Source organism: Streptomyces sp. NPDC048248 (assembly GCF_043201875.1).
In the GTDB taxonomy this organism is placed as follows: Bacteria; Actinomycetota; Actinomycetes; order Streptomycetales; family Streptomycetaceae; genus Streptomyces.
On record NZ_JBICZL010000011.1, the window covers coordinates 265918 to 288431 of the forward strand.

At 71.7% G+C, this 22514-nt stretch carries 17 protein-coding genes; 2 read left to right on the top strand and 15 right to left on the bottom strand.

Annotated features, from left to right (window positions below; all coding sequences use genetic code 11):
- Positions 1–30: 30 nt before the first annotated feature.
- The 8 genes from ACGFZW_RS25285 to ACGFZW_RS25320 form a co-directional block, all read right to left on the bottom strand.
- Positions 31–435: a globin gene (locus ACGFZW_RS25285; RefSeq protein ID WP_393895495.1), complete on the bottom strand. Its 405-nt coding sequence runs from the start codon at positions 433–435 to the stop codon at positions 31–33.
- A gap of 228 nt (positions 436–663) precedes the next feature.
- Positions 664–2133, bottom strand: a complete 1470-nt coding sequence (locus ACGFZW_RS25290; RefSeq protein ID WP_393895496.1) for an FHA domain-containing protein — start codon at positions 2131–2133, stop codon at positions 664–666.
- Between the two features lie 48 nt (positions 2134–2181).
- The gene (locus ACGFZW_RS25295; RefSeq protein ID WP_393895497.1) at positions 2182–3519 is read right to left on the bottom strand and encodes a VWA domain-containing protein; all 1338 of its coding nucleotides are present in this window, start codon (positions 3517–3519) and stop codon (positions 2182–2184) included.
- A gap of 378 nt (positions 3520–3897) precedes the next feature.
- Positions 3898–5223 carry a PP2C family protein-serine/threonine phosphatase gene (locus ACGFZW_RS25300; RefSeq protein ID WP_393895567.1) on the bottom strand — a complete coding sequence of 442 codons (1326 nt, stop codon included), beginning with the start codon at positions 5221–5223 and terminating at the stop codon, positions 3898–3900.
- Positions 5224–5755: 532 nt separating this feature from the next.
- Complete coding sequence (locus ACGFZW_RS25305; protein WP_393895498.1) at positions 5756–8569, bottom strand: tetratricopeptide repeat protein; 2814 nt, start codon at positions 8567–8569, stop codon at positions 5756–5758.
- A complete protein-coding gene (locus tag ACGFZW_RS25310; RefSeq protein ID WP_393895499.1) occupies positions 8566–9888 on the bottom strand; it encodes a hypothetical protein in 1323 nt (440 codons plus the stop codon). The genes ACGFZW_RS25305 and ACGFZW_RS25310 overlap by 4 nt, the downstream gene beginning before the upstream one ends.
- Before the next feature lie 154 nt (positions 9889–10042).
- The gene (locus ACGFZW_RS25315) at positions 10043–11044 is read right to left on the bottom strand and encodes a glutamate ABC transporter substrate-binding protein (RefSeq protein ID WP_393895500.1); all 1002 of its coding nucleotides are present in this window, start codon (positions 11042–11044) and stop codon (positions 10043–10045) included.
- 19 nt (positions 11045–11063) lie between these two features.
- Positions 11064–12437, bottom strand: a complete 1374-nt coding sequence (locus ACGFZW_RS25320) for a hypothetical protein (RefSeq protein WP_393895501.1) — start codon at positions 12435–12437, stop codon at positions 11064–11066.
- Positions 12438–12857: 420 nt separating this feature from the next.
- On the opposite strand from ACGFZW_RS25320, the gene ACGFZW_RS25325 reads away from it, so the two are divergent.
- Together ACGFZW_RS25325 and ACGFZW_RS25330 are read left to right on the top strand one after the other, a co-directional pair.
- Complete coding sequence (locus ACGFZW_RS25325; RefSeq protein ID WP_393895568.1) at positions 12858–13544, top strand: FadR/GntR family transcriptional regulator; 687 nt, start codon at positions 12858–12860, stop codon at positions 13542–13544.
- 448 nt (positions 13545–13992) lie between these two features.
- Positions 13993–14409, top strand: coding sequence for a hypothetical protein (locus ACGFZW_RS25330; RefSeq protein WP_393895502.1), 417 nt, complete (start codon positions 13993–13995; stop codon positions 14407–14409).
- Positions 14410–14928: 519 nt separating this feature from the next.
- Here ACGFZW_RS25330 and ACGFZW_RS25335 read toward each other — a convergent pair.
- From ACGFZW_RS25335 to ACGFZW_RS25365, 7 genes are all read right to left on the bottom strand, one after another.
- Positions 14929–15909, bottom strand: coding sequence for an N-acetylglucosamine kinase (locus ACGFZW_RS25335; RefSeq protein ID WP_393895503.1), 981 nt, complete (start codon positions 15907–15909; stop codon positions 14929–14931).
- Positions 15900–17153 (bottom strand): 6-phospho-beta-glucosidase, encoded by a 1254-nt coding sequence (locus tag ACGFZW_RS25340; protein ID WP_393895504.1) that lies wholly within the window; start codon positions 17151–17153, stop codon positions 15900–15902. Before ACGFZW_RS25340 ends, ACGFZW_RS25335 begins: the two co-directional genes overlap by 10 nt.
- 7 nt (positions 17154–17160) lie before the next feature.
- Complete coding sequence (locus tag ACGFZW_RS25345) at positions 17161–18063, bottom strand: carbohydrate ABC transporter permease (RefSeq protein ID WP_393895505.1); 903 nt, start codon at positions 18061–18063, stop codon at positions 17161–17163.
- Positions 18064–18069: 6 nt separating this feature from the next.
- A complete protein-coding gene (locus ACGFZW_RS25350; RefSeq protein WP_393895506.1) occupies positions 18070–19020 on the bottom strand; it encodes a carbohydrate ABC transporter permease in 951 nt (316 codons plus the stop codon).
- Between the two features lie 12 nt (positions 19021–19032).
- A complete protein-coding gene (locus ACGFZW_RS25355) occupies positions 19033–20373 on the bottom strand; it encodes an ABC transporter substrate-binding protein (RefSeq protein WP_393895507.1) in 1341 nt (446 codons plus the stop codon).
- Between the two features lie 180 nt (positions 20374–20553).
- Positions 20554–21747, bottom strand: coding sequence for an ROK family transcriptional regulator (locus tag ACGFZW_RS25360; RefSeq protein WP_393895508.1), 1194 nt, complete (start codon positions 21745–21747; stop codon positions 20554–20556).
- 304 nt (positions 21748–22051) lie between these two features.
- The gene (locus ACGFZW_RS25365; RefSeq protein WP_393895509.1) at positions 22052–22429 is read right to left on the bottom strand and encodes a hypothetical protein; all 378 of its coding nucleotides are present in this window, start codon (positions 22427–22429) and stop codon (positions 22052–22054) included.
- Positions 22430–22514: the final 85 nt, after the last annotated feature.

Consider the following 22514-nt stretch of genomic DNA (forward strand, 5'->3'; position numbering starts at 1 on the left):
CGCGGGCGCCTGGTGGGCGCGGCGGGGCTCTCAGTCAGCGGTGTTGACCATCGACGCGGCCGCGTACGTGAGGTAGTTCCACAGCGTCGTCTCGTGCTCCTCGGACAGTTCGAGGGAGTCCACGGCGTCGCGCATGTGCCGCAGCCACGCGTCGTGTGCCGCACGGTCGACGGTGAACGGGGCGTGGCGCATCCGCAGCCGGGGGTGCCCGCGGCCGTCGCTGTACGTGCGGGGACCGCCCCAGTACTGCATGAGGAAGAGCGCGAGCCGCTCCTCGGCCGGGCCCAGATCCTCTTCCGGGTACATCGGCCGCAGCAGCGGGTCCTCGGCGACTCCCTGGTAGAAGCGGTGCACCAGGCGGCGGAAGGTCTCCTCGCCACCGACCTGTTCGTAGAAGGTCTGCTCCTGAAGCGTGCCGCGCGGAATCTTGTTCACCCGTCCATGGTGTCAGACGCGCGGTCCTAGGACTTCGGGCGGAGGGCGGAGATACGGACCCGCAGGGAGAGTTCGGGAGAGCCCGGGAGAGCCTGGGGGAGAACGCGAGGGGACGCTCAGGGCGACAACGGCGTCCGGGGCGTGATCGGTTGATCACGCCCCGGACATGGGCCGGCTCCGGGCGGGCCCGCCGCTCCAGGAGCTCCGCTTTCGCGTCCTCCCCGGGTGTCAGCCTCGGCGGACGGTCAGCGTCGTCCAGGCGCCGACGTGTACGCGGTCGCCCTCGTGGAGGGGCACCGGCACGTACGGCTGGATCGGGTCCTCGGCGAGGTTGATCGTCGTGCCGTTGGTGGAGTTCTGGTCGACCACCGCCCAGCTGCCGTCCTGCTGCTGCACCAGCAGCGCGTGCTGGTGCGAGACGCCCGGGTCCTCCGGCGAGCGGCCAAGGTCGACGTCCGGCGCCTCACCGGTGCTGTTCCGGCGGCGGCCGACGGCGATCTGCCCGTTGGCGAGCGGAAGCACCTGCTCGGGGGAGTACGCGGGGAGGTTGAGTCCCGCGGCCTCCGGACCGCTGCGGCCCATCATCGCCATGAAGTACTCACGGTCCGGCGCTATGGCCACCACCCAGCCGGCGCCGACGACCGGCGGCGGACCCTGCGGCGGCGCGGCCGGACCCTGGCCCGTTCCGCCGTTCCACTGCTGGTCGGGCTGCTGCGGGGGCCCCTGCTGCCCCTGCTGCTGGTGCTGCTGGTGCTGCTGGGGCTCGTACGGGCCGGGCTGCTGCTGTTCGTACGGTGCCGGCGGCTGCTGCTCGTACATGCCGGGCGGCTGCTGCTGCGGCTCGTAGGGGCCGGGCTGCTGCGGCGGGAACGGCGCTGGTGGCTGCTGCTGCTCGAACGGAGCCTGGGGGCCCGGCTGCGCGGGGGCCATCGGCGGCGCGGCGCTCTGCGCGCTCGGCGGATTCAGGGTCCAGTCATCGCCCTGCTGCTGCGGATGCTGGGGCGGCTGCTGATGCTGACCAGGGCCGGGCTGACCAGGACCGGGCTGACCGGGGCCGGGCATGCCGGGCGGCGGGCCGGGCTGACCCGGGTAGCCGCCGGGGCCGGGCTGCCCGGGGGGCGGGCCCTGCTGCGGCTGCTGAGGTTGCTGGTGCTGCGGCGGCGGCGGGAAGCCGTAACCGCCCTGGCCGCCCTGGGAGCCGGGGCCCGGGCCGGGCGCGGGGGGCGGCGGAAAGCCGTAACCGTCCTGCCCGCCGGGGGGCGGGCCGGGCTGCCGGCCGGGCGGCGGGGCGTAGGACGTAGGGGAGTGCGTGAGGAAGTTGTAGCGGCATCCCTCACAGAACGGCGCCATCGCCTGACGCGGCGTACCGCACTGCGGGCACAGCTCGGCCTGCCCGGACTGGTCGGGGCCGGGCGCAGGGGCGGGCGGGGGGAAGCCGTAGCCGCCCTGATCGCCCTGGGGGCCGGGTGCGGGGGCCGGGGGCGGGAAGCCGTAGCCACCCTGACCGCCTTGGGTGCCGGGTGCGGGGCCGGGACCGCCGGGCGGCGGGCCGGGCGGGCCGGTCGGCTGGCTGGGCGGCGCGTTCAGGAACCCCGCGGGCAGGGAGGGCGGCGGGGGGACAGCACCCGCCATCCGGTGGCCGCACACCTCGCACCAGTCTTCGGCCACCGACTGGTGGCCGTTCGGGCAGGTCGGCATGTCGGTTCTTCCCCCTCTGTACCGTTTCTCCGGTGGTACTTCTCGTCGTTACTTCTTCACGCGAGCGGTTTTCGTCGAGCGCGTTTCGAGTGTCATTTCGTCCGCCTCGGCGACCTTCGCCTTGAGTCGCACAGTACCGGTCGCCGCATCGACGACGTCCACCACCTTCGCAAGCAGTTTCGCAGTCTCCACGTTCCCCGAGGCGTTCGCCAACTGCACCGCCCGGCCCAGTTTCGCGGTGGCGTCGTCCACATCGCCCGACTTGCGGGCATCGAGCCCCTGCTGAATGGCTTGTGCCAGTTCTGCCTGTCCCGTGTAGTGCGCGACCTGCGGGTTGATCGACGTGGACGCGGCCATGTCATCGGTCCACACGGCCCGTACGAGCCCCTGGGCAAGAGGTGGCGCGGGGGAGTCGTCCGGCCTCGAGATGATCAACGAGACCCGCGCGGCGAGCATCTCCCGGCCGACACCGGCGTCCGGCACGCGCACGCAGAGATGGTAGTCGCGGGACTCGTCGCCCCAGGAACCGGTCGGATAGTCCCCCGACCGTGGGCCCGACTCGGTGCGCCGGCCGGTGAGATCGGCCATGGTGGGCGCCACTTGCTTGACGAAGGCGACCTCCGCGCCCAGCGGCGTCCACAGCCGCAGGCCGACATCGGCGACCTCCTTGCCCATCGCCGCCTCCATCATCTGCCGGAAGTCGGCGGTCAATCCGGCCGGATCCGCGACGATATCGGCGCTGCCGAGCAACGCAGCGGCGATGCCGGTGACCTCCTTGACCTCCCAGTCTGTTCCCACTCCGCGGGCGTCGCAGGTGAAGCGCCCAGCGCAGGCGTCCAGCGTGGCCCGCAGGTCCTGCGGCGACTCGTGCTCGTTGCGGCCGTCGGTCAGCAGGATGCCGTGCCGGATGGCCACCTCGGCGGACGACAGCAGCCGGTCAGCCAGCCGCAGCCAGCTGCCGATGGCGGTGCCGCCGCCCGCGATCGGCTTTCGCAGGGCGTCCTTGGCCTCGGCGCGGGTGGCCGCGTCGGCGACGGCCAGCCGACCGCCGCCCGGGTAGACCTCGGTGGCCTGGTGGGTTCCGGCCACCACGGCGAAGGCGACGCCGTCGCGCACCGTGTCGATGGCCGCGGCGGTCGCCTCACGGGCCCCGCGCATCTTCGTCGGCGGATAGTCCATCGATCCGGAGCAGTCGACCATGATCACCACGCCTGCGTCCGGCGTGGTGGAACGCCCCGCGAACACCGGCCTGCCGCCGGTCGTACCCCCGCCCGTCGCCGTGACCGTGACGATGGCGTTCACCTCGCGCCCGCCCTCGGGGAGGTAGGGGTTCTGATACACCTCGGCGGAGAAGCGCGGCACACGCGACTTGGCGAAATTGGCCATCGGTTCCGCTCCTTGAGACTCGTGCCGATCGATTGGCAAGAGGGGCAAAGGGGACGGACGGAAATCCTGCTGCACTTCCCCCGTCGGCGCGGCCGCGCGCCGTACTCATCGCTCGGTGGTGCGTGCGCGCTTGCGCGTGTGCGTGGCTGGTCCGGTCGGTGGCGGTAGGGCGCCTTCCGGCCCGGGCGGGACGCGTTCCCGCTCCCGCTCCCCTTCTCCCCCTGGTTCTTCGTTCCCCCGCGTCCTCTGTACGGCCCCCTACCGGCCCCCGTGTACGGTCCCCCCGGCCCGCCCCCAGGACTCGACCGGGTTCGGCGAGTTCGTCGGGGCGAGTTCGCTTGCGTCGACTGCGGATGCGTGGAGTTCGTTTTCGGCCGGTCAGGCCGATCCTGCCCCTATAAGGGGGGCCGGGAACGGGACGAGCGCCACTGTTACGTTGTCGTGCCCCCCGCTGTCGAGGGCGTGGGTGACCAGCCTCCTGGCGCCGTTCAGCGGTTGGGTGGGCGCGTCGTGGGGCAGGACCGCTGCCATCCGGTCCGCGGACTCGGCGTAGTTCCACAGGCCGTCCGTGCACACCACCACGACGCCCGGGCCGTCGGGTTTGAACGTCGCGGTGTGCGGCTCCACTTCGTACGCGTCGGCCCCGAGCCAGCCCGTGATGGCGTGCGCGCGCTCGTCGGCGTTGGCCTCCGCCTCCGTCATCAGGTTGTTGGCGATCATCTGGGCCGCCCAGGAGTCGTCCTCGGTGAGCCGGGCGGGCGGTGCCGTGCGGTCGTTGGGGATCCAGTAGGCCCGGCTGTCGCCCACCCAGCCGACGGTCAGCAGCCCGCCGCCCACCACCGCACCGACGAACGTGCAGGCGGGAGCGTTCTGCTGGCGGTGTTCGTCGTGTGCTGCGGCGGGATCGTCGGCCAGCGCGTCGACAGCGGTCGACGCCGCCATGATCGCGTTGTGCATGGCCTGCTGCGGATGCGTGCCCTGCGGCAGGGCGGCCAGCAGCGCGGCGCCCGCGGCCTCGGACGCCGCCTGGGAAGCCTCGTCCGGCCGGGTCGCCGACGAGACGCCGTCGCAGACCACTGCCACGACGGCGGGCGTACCGTCCGGCAGCGCGGCTGCCCTGAGGGCGAAGAAGTCCTCATTGCGGTGGTGGCGGTGACCGCGGTCGCTGACGGCCGCAATGCCGGCCAACACGCGCTCCATGTGGTCCCGTTGCCGTGGCTGGGCATGGCCGCACCGCTCGCAGTAGCCGTCGGCGTCCACGGCACCCGCCCGGCACGAGCCGCAGACGCGGGTGCCCTGCGGGGGAGTGGGGTGTCCGGCGGTCTCGGCCTGGGGGCCGGGCGCGGGGGGCGTGGCGCCACTGGTGACGGGCACGGGCCCGGCTTCGCCTCCGGTTGCGGGCACGGGCCCGGCTTCGCCTCCGGTTTCCGTGGGCCCGGTGGCCGGCGGTGCCCCGGCCGGGGCACCGCCGGGCCGTTCACCGGTGTTCGGGCCTTGCGGCGCCGCTCCCGATCCCGCTCCCGATCCTGCTCCCGCCGACGCTGCGGCGTCGGCGACCACCTCGTAGCCGGCGACGCGAGGATCGGCGGGCGCTTCGGCCGGCGGGCCGAAGCTCTGTCCTGCCCGGTGCGGCTCGTCGGCTGCCCGTGTGCGTGCGTTCTCCGCCGGTCCGCCGCTGCGCGCCGTCGGCGCGTGGCCGGGCATCGGCGGGACGCCGGCCTCTCCGTACGCAAGGCGGGCCTGCGGGTCAGGGGGAGGCGGGCCGGCCGGGGACTGGGGCGACTGGGCTCCCTGAGACACGGGTGCTCCCTGCGATGGGGGCGCTGATACGGGCCCCTGCGATGGATGGGGCGGATAGGGCGGGTGTGATGGGTGCGGCGGTTCGGGCGCTTGTGATGCCTCAGGCCGGCGGGCCGCCTGCGGGGCGGCTGGTGCCTGTGCGGCCTGCGGCGCGTCCGTGACGTATGCGGGCCTCGGGGCGGGCAGCGGCGGGCCCACCGGCGGATGAAGCAGCGATGCGGGTCGTGGTGCCGCCAACGCCCCCGGGGCGTACGCCGGTGGCGGCGGGGGGTTGTACGCAGGGGCGTCGGCCGCGCCGTTCACCGTGGGCGTCGGCTGCCCGCCCGGCCGCTCGGCAGGCGCCACGAGGCCGGCGCCACACCGCCCGCAGAAATTGTCTCCCGCGTCGAGCGGCTCATCGCAGCTCGGACACCGGGACAGCCCAGTCACACCCATGTCACACCCACGTCCTGGGGCGGAAGCGGTTGGCCCGTTCCACCATCTCGATCCTTTCCTCGCCACGCTGCGCCAACCGCGCGAGCATGCGGTACGACCTCTCCAGCCCGAACCGCAGGCCCCGCTCGTCCAGCGCGCTGCCGAGCAGCGAAGGCCGCACGTGCGCGGTCTGCCCGCCGTCCGGCCCGGCACCGTGGCTCCCGGAGAGTACCCAGTCCAGGGCGCTGCCCAATACTTCGGTGGCGAGTTGTTCCCGGCGGGCGGCGTCCAGGCCGAAGTCCGCGAGTGATTCGACCTGTTCGGCTGCCGTACGCAGATCCGGCAGCAGCGCGTCGCGGGCGGACCGCTGCCGCAGCCGGGCGCGGATCGCCGCGATCCGCGCCGCGGTGAAGTGAATGGACGACTCCGGTACGGACTCCAGCGTCTCGACCGCGCCCGTCCGGTCGCCGGTCGCCAGCCGCACCCGGGCGAGGCCGAACGCGGCACCGACATAGCTGTGGTCGGTCGTCCACACCATGCGGTAGTACTCCGCGGCGTTGTCCAACTGCCCCAGCAACTCCGCACAGATACCCAGGGCCAGCTTCGGTGCGGGCTCCCCCGGGAAGGCGTCGTAGATCGCGTCGAATGCCAGCGCGGCGGTCTCGCGGTCCTCCGTCGCCAGCGACACCAGGCCGCGGTTCCACACCACCCGCCAGTCGGCGCTCCACTCCCCGGCCGGATCCGACTCGATCGCCTCCAGGGCCTCCAGCGCGGCGGCGCCCTCGCCCATCTCCAGGCGCGCCCGCAGGCCCCGCAGCCGCGACTCCAGGGAATCGGCGGGTGCCGAGCGCAGTGCCGCGATCAGCTCGGCGGGTGCGGCGGCCATCATCCCCGCGAGGAAACCGGCGTTGGGGTCGGCCGGGTCAACCCGCGGCATCGGCAGCGCGAGCACCACGACACCGGGGTCCACAGGGCGCAGAACGGGCCCCGCGGCCGAAGCGCCGCCCGGCACGGTCGTAAGGGGGACCGCTCCCGTGCCCGTCGCGCCCGCACTCGCAGTGCCGCTCACCGGGCCGCTGCCGCCCGGCGGTTCGATCTCATACGCCGTCTGCGCCGGGATCACCGCCGCGCCGGCCACCGCACCGGACCGCACGGCCCTCCTGCCCGCCCACCGGCCGCGGCGAGGCACCACCTCGCGTGCGCCCAGCAGTGAACTGTCGCCCTGCGGCGCCGCCATCAACTCCGTGTCCACCACGCGCAGTTCCGGCCCGAACAGCTGCGACACCGATGGCCGCTGCTCGCCCGACTGCAGCGCCACGACCTCCCGCAGCACACCCGTCAGCTGCTCGGCCATCTCCTCCGCCGACGCGAACCTGCGGGACCGCTCCGGGTCCGTGGCGCGCACCAGCAACCGGTAGAAGGACTCGTACGTCCGGAAGACATCGATGTGCTCCGGATCCGGCAGGGAGTCGACGAACACATTCGTATAGCCCTGGAAGTCGAAGGTGAGGACGGCGAGGCTGCGTGCGACGGTGTAGAGGTCGGAGGCGACCGACGGCCCCAACGCGGCCACTTCCGGCGCCTGATAGCCGATCGTGCCGTAGATGGGGCTCTCGTCGTCGTCCATCCGGCGCACCGCGCCCATGTCGATCAGCTTGAGCTGGTCGTTCTGCTGGATGGCGTTGTCGACCTTGAAGTCGCAGTACAGGAGGTTGCGGCTGTGCAGATGCCCGAGCGCCTCCAGCGCCTCGATGCCGTACGCACACGCCTGCTCCACGGGGAGCGGATCACGCCGCCCGCCCGCGGTACGCCGCTCGTTGGCGATGTCCTTCAGGGACTTCCCGCCGACGTACTCCATCACGATGTAGCCGTCGAGGCTGCCCGTCGACCGGTCGAGATGCTCCACGAAGTTGTAGATGCGCACGATGTTGGCGTGCTCGATCTCGGCGAGGAACCGCCGCTCGGACACCGCGACCGCAAGCGCCTCCTCGTCGCCGGTGTCCAGCAGGCCCTTGAGCACCACCCACCGGTCGGAGACCGCCCGGTCGACCGCGAGGTAGATCCAGCCCAGACCGCCGTGCGCCAGGCACCCCACGACCTCGTACTGGCCGTGCACCACCTCACCGGCCCGCAGCTTGGGCACAAAGCTGTACGGGTGGCCGCACTTCGTGCAGAACCCCGCCGCACGCCCCTCGTGCTCACCCCGTGCCCGGCCCACCGGCGCCCCGCAGTCACCACGACTGCAGAACCGCTTCCGCTCGGGCACCTCGGGGTTCTCCAGCACCGCCGCCCGGGGATCGGGCCGCGGCACCTGCGGCACCGAGACCAGCCCGGCCCCCAGCCGCCCGCGCGCCGATCCCGCCCCCGAGCCGCTGCCCGCACTGTGCACCGATATCGACACCGATCCCGGCCCCGACATCCCTTGCGTCGGCTCACCACCGGACATCGCACGCGACAGCCGGCCCGACACCGAACGCCGCGACCCGGCGGAACGCCCGGACACCGACCGCCGGGACTCGACGGAACGCCCCGACGCAGGCGTCCGCGCCGCACCGCCCTCAGGGGCCCCCTCCGTACCGGCGGCATGGGTCCCCGCCGCCCCGGCGAACGTCCCCGCCCTGCGCGACGGCAACGCCGAACATGCCGAATCGCCGCCCCACGCGGCACCGGCCGGCGCCCGGCCCGTCAGACCCGTGGGCGGCGACGACAGCCAGCCTCCAGGCGACACGACCGGCGCCAGACCACAGGTGTCGCAGTACAGCTCACCCTCACCGACATCCTCATAACTCCCCGCGCAGTCCCGCCGCTGGCACTCCGCGCCGGCCCGCGCCGTCACGACTCCTCCCCGGGCTCCACCTGCGGCGGCACACACGCCTCCGTCGCCGCCTGCTGATAGCGCCACACCGCCTGCTCGGCCGCCCGCAGATCGCACGGCGCGCTCCACAGCATCCGGCGCGCCAGGTCATACCGCTCCACCAGCAGCGGATCCTCCGCCACGCCGTGCCGCGCGACCTTCGCCCGATACGCATCGAGCCTGCCCCGCAGCTCCGCCCGCACCGCGAGCGGCGCCGTCACAGCGGTCAACGACTCCCGCGCCCGGTGGAGTTCGTCCTCCGCGCGCTCCTCCAGACTGTCCAGCAACGGCGACAGACGATGCCACTGCGAACGCCGCCGGTAGTCCGCCGCCGCCGACAACTGCTCGTGCAGCGCCGTCGACGGACCACTGACCGCAGGCACCTCCGACGCCGCGATCTTCGCCAGGACCTCACCGCGCGCCTGCCGCGCCTCGGTCAGCGTGCGGTCGGCACGCGAAAGAACGTCCCGCAACTGCATCAACCGCTGCTCCGCGTCCTGCCGGACGTCCAGCACCGCCTCGACCTCACGCCGGATGTCCTCCAGCGCCCGCGCCGCACGGTCGTACCGCTCCGTATCGGGGCGCCCCCCACCGGGCGCGGAACTCCCCGTCGACGACGACACCCAGAACGCCAGCGGATCCGCGATCACCTCGGCGCGCAACCGCGACAACTCATCCGTGATCCACTCCAGATCGTCGCCCGCCGGATGCTCACCCGGACGCACCCCCACCGAATGCGCCAGCGACCGCGTCCGCCGCAGCTCCGCCGACAGCAGATCGATCCGCGCCGGCAACGCCGACCACACCGCGTCCGCCGCGACGATCACATCCAGCGACCGCGCGTACAGCCCGTTCATCCGCGCGACGAGCTCCTCCAGGCTGAACCGCTCACTCAGCCGGGCCGGGCAGCTCTCCGTACCGTCACCGGCCGCCGCACCCGCAACCGTCACCCCGCTGCCGTGCAACAGCTCCGTCAGCTCGACGAGATCCTCCGCCGACGGCCAGCGCCGCCGCTCCCGCAGCACACGCGCAGCCTCCAGCGCATCCGTGTACGCGTCGAACAGCGACCACAAAACCGTGATGGACCGTTCCGTCGCGGCCCAGCGCTCCTTGGTGACACCCGACAGATCGGCACCCTCCAGCAGCCGCCGGCCCGCATGGTCCTGCAGCGCAAGCAGCGACGTCTCGATCGCCTCGTACTCGGCACTCAGCCGCGCCAGGGCACGATCCACCTCCTCCCGGTCGAGCACCGGGGCATCGGGCCTCCCCGCAGAACCGGGGAAGGGTCCAGGGACCCCCATCGATCACCTCTCCAATACGCGTACGGTGCACGGCGGTTGCTGCGCTACGGCCTCACGGCCCTCCCAACTCCACCCATACTGACGGCTTCGGCTTCAACGGCAAGGACACCTTCCGTGCCCATAGTGACGGCAACAGGCCCGCCCCGTGGGCCGATCAGTCGCTGTACTCCGGCGACGGCGGCCCCGAGACCCCCGGCAGATCCGCCTCCAGCCACTGGCGGTACGCCCGCATCCAGTCACTGCCGTCCCCACCGCCCCGGTAGTCGTCCAGCACCTTGTTGACCCGCCGCACCAGATCGGTGTCGTCCTTGTTCATCGCCACGCCGTACGGCTCGTCCGTGAACGGCTCACCCTTCAGCTCCACCGTCGGATCCTGCGCCGCCTGCGCCGCGGCCAGCGCATTGTCCGTGACCACCGCATCCGCCTCACCGAGCTGCAGCCGCACCAGACAATCCAGCTGATTGGGCACCGTCAGCACCCGCGCACCATGCCGCTGCGCAGCCAGCTCCGACTCACCCGTCGAGCCGGCGGCCGTGCACACCCGCTTCCCCCGCAGCGAACCGTCGAACGCCTCGATCTTCGAGCCCTTCGGCGCCAGCACCTGCTGACCGCCCTGGAAATACGCCGTCGAGAACGCCACCTGCTCCTTGCGCGCACAGTTGATCGTCATCGTCCGCACCACCATGTCGACCGTGCGCTTGCGCACCGCCGGCACCCGCTGATTCGTCGGCACCGCCTGGAAGACGACCTTGGCATCCGGCCCCAGGATGTCCTCGGCGATCGCCCGCGCCAGATCGATGTCGAAACCCTCCAGCTTGCCGGTATGCGGATTGCGATAGCCCCACCGGTAGGTGTTCTGGTCCACACCCACCACCAGCTGGCCCTTCTCCTTGATCCGGTCCACCGCCGCACCACCACCCGACGACGGCCGCAGACTCTCCGCCACATTCCCCGGCGTGCACTCCGCCGCGGCGGGCGCCGCCTTCGCCGCCCTGGGAACGTACGCACGATGCGCCGCCGCAGGCCCCGCCCCGGCGCCACCCGCCCCCGCGATCTCACGTCCCGACGCAGGCACCAACACCACAGCGGCCACCGCCAACACACCCACCACCGGCGCGGCACGCAGCTCCCGCAACCCTCGCGCGCGCACCCTCACGACCCCACCACCACACCCCTCACCGGTACTCCGACAACCTGCGCCCGATACCCAGCACCGCACCGACGGCCGCCAGCACCGCCAACACCGCCGCACCCACCGCCAGCCCACGAAGCGCCCCCCGCCCGCCATCCGCGGCAGACCGGAACTCCCCCTGCTCATGCACCAACGCCCGCTGCAACTCGGCATCCACGCGGTCGAACGACTCACGCGTCGGCCGATCCGTACCGATCACCTTCGCCAGCGCCTGCTCGTAATCACCCCGGTCATCCGCCGCACGCGCCTGCGCATGACGCTCCTGCCACTCCCGGACATGCGCCAACGCCTCCCGCACCGGGCGCCGCCCCGCCTCGTCGTCCGCCAGCGCCGCCGCCACCCCCAGCCGGCTCCCCTCCGCCGCACCACCGCTCCCGCCGGCCCCCGCCAGATCCGTCATCCCCGAGACGAAGCCGACCTCGTAGAAATCCTTCTGGTCCTCCGTCAGCACCGCACCACGCGCCACCAACGTCAAATTCTCGTCACCACGCGCCTGCAACGCATCGATCCGCGCCTCATTCAGCACCTGCAACGACCGCGCACCATGCTCATAGGAATCACTCAACCCCGAGCGCGCCACCGCATGCCCCGCCACCAACCACACCAGCACAGCCACCGAAGCCGCCGACGCGACCACCAGCCCTCTGTTGAAAACCCGGTTCGTCCGCCGGTAATGACGACGCTGCGCCCAACCGAGCACCCCCAGAGCCACCACCCCGGAAGCCAACGCCCACCACGGCCACGCCTTCGCCGCGCCGTAATCCGCCGACAACCGGTCCGTCTCGGCGTCATACAGCGCCCGCGCCGCCGGAAGCAGCTCCGTACGCATCTGCTCATTGGCGTACCGCAGATAGGCGCCACCCAGGGGCAGCCCCTGACGGTTGTTCGTCCGCGCCGCCTCCACCAGGCCCGCGTACCGCGGCAACTGCCGATTGAGCCGCGAGATCAGCCGGCCCGCCGCATCCGAACCCCGAGTGTTCGCCGACGCCTTGACCAGCAGCTCCGACGCCGTCGCGATATCCGCCGCATAGCGCTCGCGCGTCGTCCTGCTCTCCGCGCCACCCGCCAGAAACCCCCCGGCGGCGGTCGTATCGGTGTCCGCCAGCGAACGGTGGATACTCGCCGCATCCGCACTCAACGGCTGACTGCGCTCCACGACATCGTCCGCGGCCGCCGCACGATCGGACACCTGCCAGGCCGTCACCGCCCCGAACACCACGACCAGCAGAGCCAGCACCGCACCGATCACCCGCAGCCTGCCGGGCTCGGTCGTCGCCGCCGCACGCAGCTCGTCCAGCCCCTCGGCCCACGCCGTACGGCGCCCCGGCACGGGCGGTGCCACACTGCTGGTCGGCACGGACGACACAGAACCTCCCCCTGGCTCACTCACCGGCCCGGCCCCCGCCTCCGCACGAGAGCGCTCACGAGAACTGGTGCACGGGCAGCAGTATGTCCGCACCCACTGACAACCACACCGCAAATGCCCCGATCTTGTTCCGATCGCGACCCGTGTCCGGCACGGCACGGGTACCGGTGCGGCATGGGCAGGGGCCGGGGTGTGGGCTCGTGACCGGGGGCCGGTGCGGGGCCGGAGTCCCAGCTGGGGCCGTGGGGCGTCGGCCGGGCGGCGCTGCGTGGGGGCGGGCGGTCAACGCCGCTGCGCGACCGACCCGTGGCGGTGTGCGAGCACGGCCCGCGCCGCTTCGCGAGCGTCCCGATCCGCACTACAGTTGCCAGACATCAGGTGACCTGCCGAAGGGGAAGTGATCGAGTGGAGATGGTCCGCAAGGGCAGGGTGTCGCTGGTGGAGACCGCGACCGACGAGATCCGCGGCCAGATCGTGAACGGCACCTGGCCGGTCGGCAGCCGCATCCCGCCCGAAAGCGCACTGTCCGAGGCTCTCGGCGTCAGCCGGGCCTCGGTCCGCGAAGCCGTCCGCTCCCTCGTCCACTCCGGCCTGCTGGAGCCCCGCCAGGGCGACGGCACATTCGTGATCTCCGACGACGACAGTGCCGTCGCCCTCCGACGCCGCCTCGAACGCGCCGAACTCACCCACGTCACCCAGGTCCGCCAAGGACTTGACGTCGTCGCCGCACGCCAGGCCGCCAAGCACCGCACCGACGAGCAACTCGCCGGCATCGAAACCGCCCTGGCCCGCCGCAACGCCGCCCTCGCCGCCCAGGACAGCGACGCCTTCACAGCCGCCGACGCCGAATTCCACGTCCTCGTGGCCGAGGCCGGCGCCAACCCCGTCCTCGCCGACATCTACCGCTCACTCAGCGCAGCCCTGCGCGCCGAACTCCGCCGCGCCGCCTGCCTCGACACCGCGACCGCGGCCCCCACCGACCCGCACTCCCGGCTCGCCGACGCCATCCGCGCACAGGACCCCCAGGCGGCCGTGGACGCCGCGGTCCTGCTGCTCGCCGGGCATGTAAGGGACCTGGCGCTCCCGCTGGAGGACTGAGGGGCGACGGCGGGTGCCGGCACAGTCTCCTGCTCAGCGGGTCTCGTCTCGCGGGCTGTTGGGCGCGGTCGACCTTGCTCCCAGGCATTGCCTCACCGGCCTCCGCTCTCCGGGTGCTCTGCGGGCTCCGGCTGCTCTCCGCCCTCTTCCGCGCGCTCCGGTCGAACGCCGTGTCCGGTCGCCGCGCGCGATCGTCGTGCCTGACTGCTGACTGCTGACTGCTGACTGCTGACTTCGACCGGCGCCGCGACCGGCGTCTCTGGCCGCTGCTGCCGGTGTCCGTGACCGGCGCGTGCAGCGCATCACCCGCCCCCTCCTTCGCCTCCGCGCGCCGGTGGTCAACACCTTCCTCCATGACTACTGTGAGTAACGACAGTAAGCCTTGAGGCAGTGATCGACGCGGGCTCCACCCGCGTCCCGGTGCATCGGAGGTACCCACGTGAGACGCATGGCCAGACTCTTCGAACCCCTCGCCGCGGCGACGACCGCGTACTGGGCCGTACCCGACCGCGGGCCGGTGGCCAGCGGTTTTCTCACCATCGGCCGCACCACTTACGTAGACCCTGCCGGGAGCTACCCGATCGACCACCACCGGGCGGACGGCTCCGCCACCGTCATCATCAACGACACCAACCGACACGTCGTCATCGTCACGGTACGCGACCGCGGCGGGCGGGCCGGGGTGCGGGCGGGGCGACATGGCGGTGGTGCCGGTGCCGGGTCGGGGGCGGGAGCAGGGATCGGTAGACAGGCCGATGGTGAAGCAGGCGTCGAGGCATCGGGCGCCGACGGGGACGTCGACCTCGTGCTCGCTCCGGGCGAGCGCGCGGAGACGTGGCGCGGCAGCTGCGTGCAGATCAGCTGAGGGGAGGGCGGGTCCGTCACAGAGGACGCGCCGCGGACAGCGGGAACGACGTCGGCCTCGCTGGCACACCGCCTACGTCGTCGAGCTGTGCTGCCTGTGCGAGCCCGTGTACGTCGTCGAGCTGTGCTACCTGTGCCAGCCCGTGTACGTCATCGAGCTGCGCCGCCATGCGACTCCGCGTACGGCCTCGACGCTGCGCAGCCCGCACGATCGCAAATCCGGGGGTGGGGTTGGGGGAGGGGGAGGGCCCCCAGGGGGAGGGCGAGGGCCCAGAGGGAGGGCGAGGGCCCAGGGAGGGCAAGGGCCCAGGGAGGGCGAAGGCCCCAGGGGAGAGCAACCTCGCCCCGGCCGCCCGCCCCAATGCCCCCGGCCCCCCCCACGCCCGCCCCGCCCCCACGCCCGCCCCGCCCGCACGCCCGCCCCGCCGCGCGCCCTCATCTGTGGCGCCCCGCCGCAGCTCCCCGCGGCGCCCCGCCGCAGGTCCCCGCCCCGTCGCAGCTCCCTGCCTTCTCCCTCCCCCTACCCCCACCGCCCCCGCACCCGTTGGTAGGCCGCCGGCGCCGCTCCCTCGCGGTCGAGGGCGTACAGGGCCGCGCCCAGGACGGGTGGGGCGGTCACCACGAGGGGGATCGTCTTCGGGGCGCGTTCGGCGAGGAGTTGGGTGACCCGGTCGTGCAGCAGCGGATGCCGGGCGGCCAGCACGCCGCCGCCCAGGACGACGGGAACCGGCTCGGCGAGCAGGTCGAGGCGCTCCAGGGCCACGCAGGCCAGCAGGACGATCTCCTCCGCCTGCCGGGCGACGATCCTCCGCGCGACGCGGTCGCCGCCCGAGGCGACGTCGAAAAGCACCGGCGTCAGCTCGTGCCGCCGCAGGTCGGGGAGGTGCCGCAGGTGCAGCGCCTCGATGAGTTCGAGCATGCTGCTCAGGCCGAAGTGGGCGGGCAGCGCGCGCGCCAGTTCGCTGCGCTCACCCCGCCCGTCCTCGGCGCGGGCCGCGTGCCAAAGGGCCTCGTCGGCGAGGTACCCGCCACCACCCCAGTCACCGGAGATCCGGCCGACGGCCGGGAAGCGCGCCGTGGCCCCCTCGCGCCCCAGCCCGACGGCGTTGATGCCCGCCCCGCACACCACGGCGACCCCGACGGGCTCGCCGCTGTCCGGCAGCCCGGCCCGCAGCAGCGCGAAGGTGTCGTTCCCCACGGTCACCGTCCGCGCCCACCCCCGAGCGGTGATCTCCGCGGTCAGGGCTGCCTCCTCGGCGGGCAGATCGGCGTTGGCGAGATACGCGGAGACCTGGTCGACCGGCCCCACCGCCCCCGCCTGTGCCAGCGCCGAGGCCATCAGCGGCTCCAGGACGTCCACCGCCGGCCCGGCGCCCACCACCGGTGGCTGGAAGCCGCCCCCGCGGGCGGTGCCGAGGACATTGCCGTCCGTGTCCACCAAGGCCACGTCCGTCTTGCTGTTGCCCGCGTCGATGGCGAGCGCCGTGCCGGTCAGGCCCACGTGAGGTGCTCCCGGTTGTGCGCGATCAGCTCGTCGGTGAGCCGGTCCGCGTAGTCGATCTGGCCGATGAGGGGGTGGGAGAGCAGGGCGTTGAAGACGCGGTCCCGGCTGCCCTTCAACGCCGCTTCCAGCGCGAGGTGTTCATAGGCGGTGACGTTGGCGATCAGGCCGGCGTAGAGCGGCTCCAGGGGCCGTACGGGCAGTGGGGCGGCTCCCGTGGTGCCGACCGTGGCGGGCACCTCGATGACGGCGTCGTCCGGCAGGAAGGGCAGGGTGCCGTTGTTGAGTGCGTTGACCACCTGGACATCGCCGGTGTCACGCAGCAGGGAGGACGTCAGCGCGACCGCCGCTTCCGAGTAGTACGCCCCGCCGCGCTTGCCGAGCAGTTCCGGCTTTTCGTCCAGCGCCGGGTCGGCGTACGTGTCGAGGAGTTGCTTCTCGATGGCGGCGACCTCGGCCGCTCGGGACGGTTTGCTGCGCAGTTCCCGGACCACCTCGTCGTGCTGGTAGTAGTAGCGCAGGTAGTAGGAGGGGACGACGCCGAGGCGGTCGATCAGCGCGCGCGGCATGCGCAGGTCGTCGGCGACGGCGTCGCCGTGCGTGGCGAGCAGGTGAGGCAGGACGTTCTCGCCGTCGACGCGTACGGCGCGTTCCCAGGTGAGGTGGTTGAGGCCGACGTGCTCCAACTCGACCTGGTCGGGGCTCACGCCGAGAAGTTTGGCGAACTTGCGCTGGAAGCCGATCGCCACGTTGCACAGTCCGACGGCCTTGTGGCCGTGGGTGAGCAGGGCGCGGGTGACGATGCCGACGGGGTTGGTGAAGTCGACGATCCAGGCGTCCGGGTTGCGGCGGCGTACGCGTTCCGCGATGTCGAGGACGACGGGGACGGTGCGCAGCGCTTTGGCGAGGCCGCCGGCGCCGGTGGTCTCCTGGCCGACGCAGCCGCATTCCAGGGGCCAGGTCTCGTCCTGGTTGCGGGCGGCCTGGCCGCCGATGCGCAGCTGCAGCAGGACGGCGTCGGCGCCGTCGATGCCGGCGTCGAGGTCGTGGGTCCAGGTGATCCGTCCGGGGTGGCCCTGTGCGGCGAAGATCCGTCGGGCGAGTCGACCGATGAGTTCCAGCCGGTCGGCGGCCGGGTCGATGAGGACGAGTTCGGTCAGGGGGAGGGCGTCACGCAACCGTGCGAAGCCGTCGATGAGTTCGGGGGTGTAGGTCGATCCTCCGCCGACCACTGCGAGCTTCATTTCTTGATCAGCCCTTCACTCCGGTGAGTGTGACGCCTTCGACGAAGGCCTTCTGTGCGAAGAAGAAAACGATGATGACGGGGGCCATGACCAGGAGCGTTGCGGCCATGGTGAGGTTCCAGTTGACGCTGTGGGCGCTCTTGAAGGACTCCAGGCCGTAGGAGAGCGTCCAGGAGGCGGGGTTCTGCGCGGCGTAGATCTGCGGGCCGAAGTAGTCGTTCCAGCAGTAGAAGAACTGGAAGAGGGCGATGGCGGCGATGCCGGGCTTGGCCATCGGTACGACGATCTTGAGCAGGGTGCGGAGGTCACCGCAGCCGTCGACCTTGGCCGATTCGATGTACTCCTGCGGGATGGTCAGCAGGAACTGTCGGAGCAGGAAGATCGAGTAGGCATCGCCGAACGCCATCGGGATGATCAGTGGCCACAGGGATCCGGACAGATGCAGCTGCTGTGCCCAGACCAGGTACATGGGGATCACGATGACCTGTGGCGGCAGCATCATCGTGGAGATGACGAGGATCATGGCCGTGCGGCGTCCGCGGAAGCGGAACTTGGCGAGCGCGTAGGCGACGGGGACGGCCGAGCAGACGGTGAAGAGGGTGCCCAGGCCCGCGTACATCAGGGAGTTCTTCCACCAGTCGAGGAATCCGGGGGTGCGGAAGACGGTGACGTAGTTGGACCAGTGCCACTGGTGGGGCCACAGTTCGCCGCTCATCGCCTGGTCGTCGCTCATGACGGACGTCAGGAACACGAACACGAAGGGCAGGACGAAGAACAGGGCGGCGGTGATGGCGACGGCGTGCACGGCGATCCAGTGCAGCAGACGGCTGCGGCGGGCGCGTGCCGCGGGGTCGCCGGCGGCGCCGGTGGAGGCCGTGGTCCGGCGGGCGGTGAGAGCGGTGGTGGTCATGTCGGATCAGTCCTCCGCCGGGAGCAGGCCGGCGCGCTTGCGCATCAGCAGGGTGGTGACGGCCATGGCGATGACGAAGAGCACGAGGGAGAGCACGCACGCCGCGCCGGTGTTGAAGTTCTGGAAGCCCATGGAGTACACGAGTTGGGGCACGGTCAGGGTGGTGTGGTCGGGGTAGCCGGGCTGGATGACGGTGCCCGGGCCGATGGAGACACCGGAGGCGAGCTTCCCGGCGACGAGTGCCTGTGTGTAGTACTGCATGGTCTGTACGACGCCGGTGACGACGGCGAACATCACGATCGGGGTGATCGCGGGCCAGGTGACGTAGCGGAACTTCCCCCAGGCGCCCGCTCCGTCGAGTTCCGCGGCCTCGTACTGCTCCTTCGGTACGTCCAGCAGCGCCGCCATGAAGATCACCATGAGGTCGCCGATGCCCCACAGGGACAGCATGACCAGCGAGGGTTTGGCCCAGTCGGGGTCGTTGAACCAGGAGGGCGCGGGGATGCCGATCGCGCCGAGGATTTCGTTGACGGGGCCGGTGCCGGGGTTGAGGAGGAAGACGAACGCGACGGTCGCGGCGACGGGCGGCGCGAGGTAGGGCAGATAGAAGGCGGTCCGGAAGAAGCCGGTTCCCGTTTTGATTTTCGTGACGAGCATGCCGATGCCCAGCCCGAAGACGACGCGCAGTGCGACCATCACCACGACCAGCCACAGGGTGTTCCAGAGGGCGGGTCCGAACAGGGGCATCTGGGTGAGGACGTAATTCCAGTTCCGCAGGCCCACGAATTCGGGTTCCTGGATCTGGTTGTAGTGCATGAACGAGAAATAGATGGTGGCGATCAGCGGGTAGCCGAAGAAGACGGAGAAGCCGACCAGCCAGGGGGAGAGGAATCCGAGGGTGCGCAGTCGTTCACGGGTGTGCTTGCGCCGCAGCGCGGGTGCGGTGGTCGTTGCCATGGCGGGTCTCCGTCAGTTCCGGGACTGAAGGTTGTCGGCGTCTATCTGCGCGTCGAGTCCGCGCAGGCCCTTGCCGAGGTCGGGGACCTTTCCGGATTCGACGTCGTAGGAGAAGTCCTGCAGCGCGGTGACGTACTGCCCGCCGTTGGTGGACGGTGGCAGGGCCGTGCTGTGGGGGTTCCGCGCGATGTCGAGGAAGGTGCGGAACGTCGGGTCGGTGTCCAGCCGCGGTGACTTCAGTGCCGCTTTCGTCGACGGCACGTTGTGGATGGCGTTGGCGAACCGGACCACCTGTTCGGTGTCGGCGGTCAGGAATTTGACCAGTTCCCATGCGGCGTTCTGATGCCGGCTGCTGTGGGCGATGCCGGCGACGGTGCCGGTGAGGTAGCCCCGGCCGTAGGTGTCCGCCTGGTCGTCGGGTACGGGCATCGGCGCGGTGTCCCATGCGAACTTCGCCTTTGCGTCGTTGAGCATCAGTCCGCGCCATTCGCCGTCCATGTGCATGGCGACCTTCTGTGTCAGGAACGCGTTCTGCGAGGACATCTCGTCGCCGAAGGTGGTACGGAATTTCTCCAAGCGGCCGTAGCCGCCCTGGGCGTCGATCAGGTCGCGCTGGGTGGTGAAGAAGTCCTTGGTGTGCGGGTCATCTGCCAGATTTGCCGCGCCGTCGCGGTCGAAATACTTCGGTCCCCACTGGCCGAACAGTCGGTCCGGGCTGTTCTGGTAGAGCCGGAAGTTGGGCATGAAGCCCACCTGCTCGTACGAGCCGTTCTTGGCGTGCTTGGTGAGTTTCACCGCGTCGCGTTTCAGCTCGGACATGGTGTGCGGTGGGCGTGTGATGCCGGCCTTCTTGAAGGCGTCCTTGTTGTAGTACAGGCCGAAGGAGTCGGCGAGGAGCGGCAGTGCGCACTGCGTTCCTTCGTAACTGGTGTATTCCAGCAGTGTTTTCGGGAAGACCTTCGCCTTGTCCACCCCGGTCTTCCTCATGAACGGGTCGAGGTCCGCCCACATGCCGGAAGAGCAGTACTGGCCGACGTTGTTGGTGGTGAAGGACGAGACGACGTCCGGTGCGTCGTCGCCGCCGGCCCGCAGTGCCTGGTTCATGGTCTCGTCGGTGACGTTGCCGATCGCCTTGACCGTGATGTTGGGGTGCAGCTTCTCGAAACGGGCGATGCTGTCGTCGATGGCCTTGACCTCGCCCGCGTTGGACCAGCCGTGCCAGAACGTCAACTTCACCGGGGCGGTCGGATCGTCACGGTCGCTGCCGACGCTCGGATTGGCGCAGCCCGAGATGAGCAGTCCGGCGCCGGCCAGTGCGGCTGACAGGCAGAGGCGCATGCGCGTGTACGGCATGGCGGACTTCCTTTACGGCAGGGGGTGTTGGGGGAGAGGGGCGGTCGGTGGAGCGGGAATCGCCGACGGGTTTCGACCGGCGATTCCGGCGGGGGATTCCGGATGGGGATTCCTGCAAGGGGCCGGCGCAAGGCTGCCTGGCGGGCCCGGGGCGGCCGCCCCGGGCCCGCCAGCCGCGTGTCAGGTGGTGTCGAAGACGGCGTCGCGCGCTTCGGTGAGGGCGGTCCGGAGCGCGCCGATGAGAATGGGGTTGCCGCCGATGTCGCTGATGCGCAGCTCAGGGCGCGGCAGTGCCAGCCCGGTGAACTCCCCCTCGACCAGGGCCCGCAGCGGCTCCCCGCCGGCCTGCGCGACCTCGCCGGACATCACCACCAGCCGCGGGTCGACGACGGCGACGACCGCGGCGAGCCCGGTCGCCATCCGGCGCGCCACCTCGGCACGCACCTCGTCGTGCGCCAGCGCCTCTTCGACGGTGCTGACCTCAGGGTTGCCGTACTCGCGGGCCAGTTCGATCACGCTCGGCGATCCGACCAGTCGCTGGAAGCCGCCGCCGGCATCCGGCCGGGCGGCGCTGCGGTCGCCGCCCCGCGCCAGCGGCGCGCCCGGCAGCGGCATGTAGCCGATCTCGCCGGCGCCGCCGGTCGCCCCGCGCAGCAGCTGTCCGCCCAGCACGATGGCGGCGCCGACGCCTTCGTCGGCCCACACCAGAACGAAGTCGTCGAAGTCCTGTGCCGCGCCGTCGTGCTGTTCGGCGAGTGCTGCCAGGTTCACGTCGTTCTCGATCACGAGGGGCGTGCCGAGCACCTCGCCCAGCTCTTCCTTCAGTGCCCGTGAGTGCCAGCCCGGCAGATGCGGGGCGTAGCGCAGTTCACCGGTGTGCGGGTCCAGGGCGCCGGGCGTGCCGATCACCGCGCCGTGCAGCTGCTCGCGCCCGAGTCCGGCCTTGGCGAGAGCGCCGTCCACGGCCGCCGCGACCAGCTGGGCGGTGCGGTGCGGCACGTCCTCGTCCACCGCGTCGGTCTCGACGCGTTCCTCGCCGAGGACCGCTCCGGTGATGTCGGCGACCGCGGCGGTGATGCCCAGCTGGTCCACGGCCAGTGCGGCGACGTGCGCGAGGACCGGGTTGATCTCGTACAGCTGGGCGCTGGGCCCGGGGCGTCCGGTGACGTTACCGGTGGTCCGCACCAGGCCGGCCGTCTCCAGTCGTGCCAGCAGCTGTGAGGCGGTCGGCTTCGACAGCCCGGTGAGTTCGCCGATCTGGGTGCGGGTCAGGGGGCCTTGGGAGACGAGGAGGTCCAGTGCGGCCCGGTCGTTCATGGCCCGCAGCACCCGCGGCGTTCCGGGTGTCCCGTGCGGACCCTGCGTTCCGGCCATGCCTGTCACCCCGTCCGTCGGCTGCCGCTGCCGCGGCCATCCGACCGTCTGTTAGTAAACCTTCCAATTGATGAACAGGAAGGTAGGTCGGCTCTCGGGGCGCCGTCAATGGGTTCTGCCGGGTGACTTTCCGGGAGGGCGCGGGCGAACGGCGGAGGCGGGTGCGGGTGGTGGCGCGTACGCAGAAGGGGCGCACCGGTGGTCAGTCGGTGCGCCCCTCGTGGGTGCTGTGGGACGCGGGCTATCGGTCGTTGCCCGGTTCGGTGGGCCGTCGGCCGTCAGCCGCGTCCCCCAGCTGCGGCCCTCAGCCCTCCTGCCAGTCGACGCTTCCGACGCCGGTACCGCCGCTGCAGGTGGCGGCGGAGGTGTCGCGGGCGCCCGGGTTGAGGGTCTTCCAGGGGCCGGTCTGGTCCGGCCACCAGCCGCAGACCACCGTCGCGCGGAAGGCGATCGTGCGGTTGGTGTTGTTGGTGCAGTCCGCGGTGCCCGTGCGGCCGTCCGACCGCGTGGTGCAACTGAGGGCGCCGCCGAGGCGGGCGCCGGAGTGGGCGGCGGTCGCCTCGGCGGCCGCGGGTGCGGCCGGTGCGGCGGAAGCGGGGGCCGCGGCGGCCAGGGCCGCCGCGCTGCCGAGCATCAGAACCGAAGCGACGGCCCCCGTGGCCATGCGATTGCGGATCTTCATGGTGAAGTCTCCTTCTCCGTCGTACGTGTCGTTGGTGCTGACACCTGGGACACGGTTCGGGGGAGAGGGATGTATGACACCGGCT

Coding starts and splice junctions, on each gene's coding strand:
- ACGFZW_RS25290 (WP_393895496.1), bottom strand. CDS start 2,133: ATGCCGACCTGCCCGAACGGCCACCAGTCGGTGGCCGAAGACTGGTGC.
- ACGFZW_RS25365 (WP_393895509.1), bottom strand. CDS start 22,429: ATGAAGATCCGCAATCGCATGGCCACGGGGGCCGTCGCTTCGGTTCTG.
- ACGFZW_RS25355 (WP_393895507.1), bottom strand. CDS start 20,373: ATGCCGTACACGCGCATGCGCCTCTGCCTGTCAGCCGCACTGGCCGGC.
- ACGFZW_RS25300 (WP_393895567.1), bottom strand. CDS start 5,223: ATGCCCGGCCACGCGCCGACGGCGCGCAGCGGCGGACCGGCGGAGAAC.
- ACGFZW_RS25345 (WP_393895505.1), bottom strand. CDS start 18,063: ATGACCACCACCGCTCTCACCGCCCGCCGGACCACGGCCTCCACCGGC.
- ACGFZW_RS25310 (WP_393895499.1), bottom strand. CDS start 9,888: ATGGGGGTCCCTGGACCCTTCCCCGGTTCTGCGGGGAGGCCCGATGCC.
- ACGFZW_RS25350 (WP_393895506.1), bottom strand. CDS start 19,020: ATGGCAACGACCACCGCACCCGCGCTGCGGCGCAAGCACACCCGTGAA.
- ACGFZW_RS25330 (WP_393895502.1), top strand. CDS start 13,993: ATGGCCAGACTCTTCGAACCCCTCGCCGCGGCGACGACCGCGTACTGG.
- ACGFZW_RS25325 (WP_393895568.1), top strand. CDS start 12,858: ATGGTCCGCAAGGGCAGGGTGTCGCTGGTGGAGACCGCGACCGACGAG.
- ACGFZW_RS25340 (WP_393895504.1), bottom strand. CDS start 17,153: ATGAAGCTCGCAGTGGTCGGCGGAGGATCGACCTACACCCCCGAACTC.
- ACGFZW_RS25295 (WP_393895497.1), bottom strand. CDS start 3,519: ATGGCCAATTTCGCCAAGTCGCGTGTGCCGCGCTTCTCCGCCGAGGTG.
- ACGFZW_RS25360 (WP_393895508.1), bottom strand. CDS start 21,747: ATGGCCGGAACGCAGGGTCCGCACGGGACACCCGGAACGCCGCGGGTG.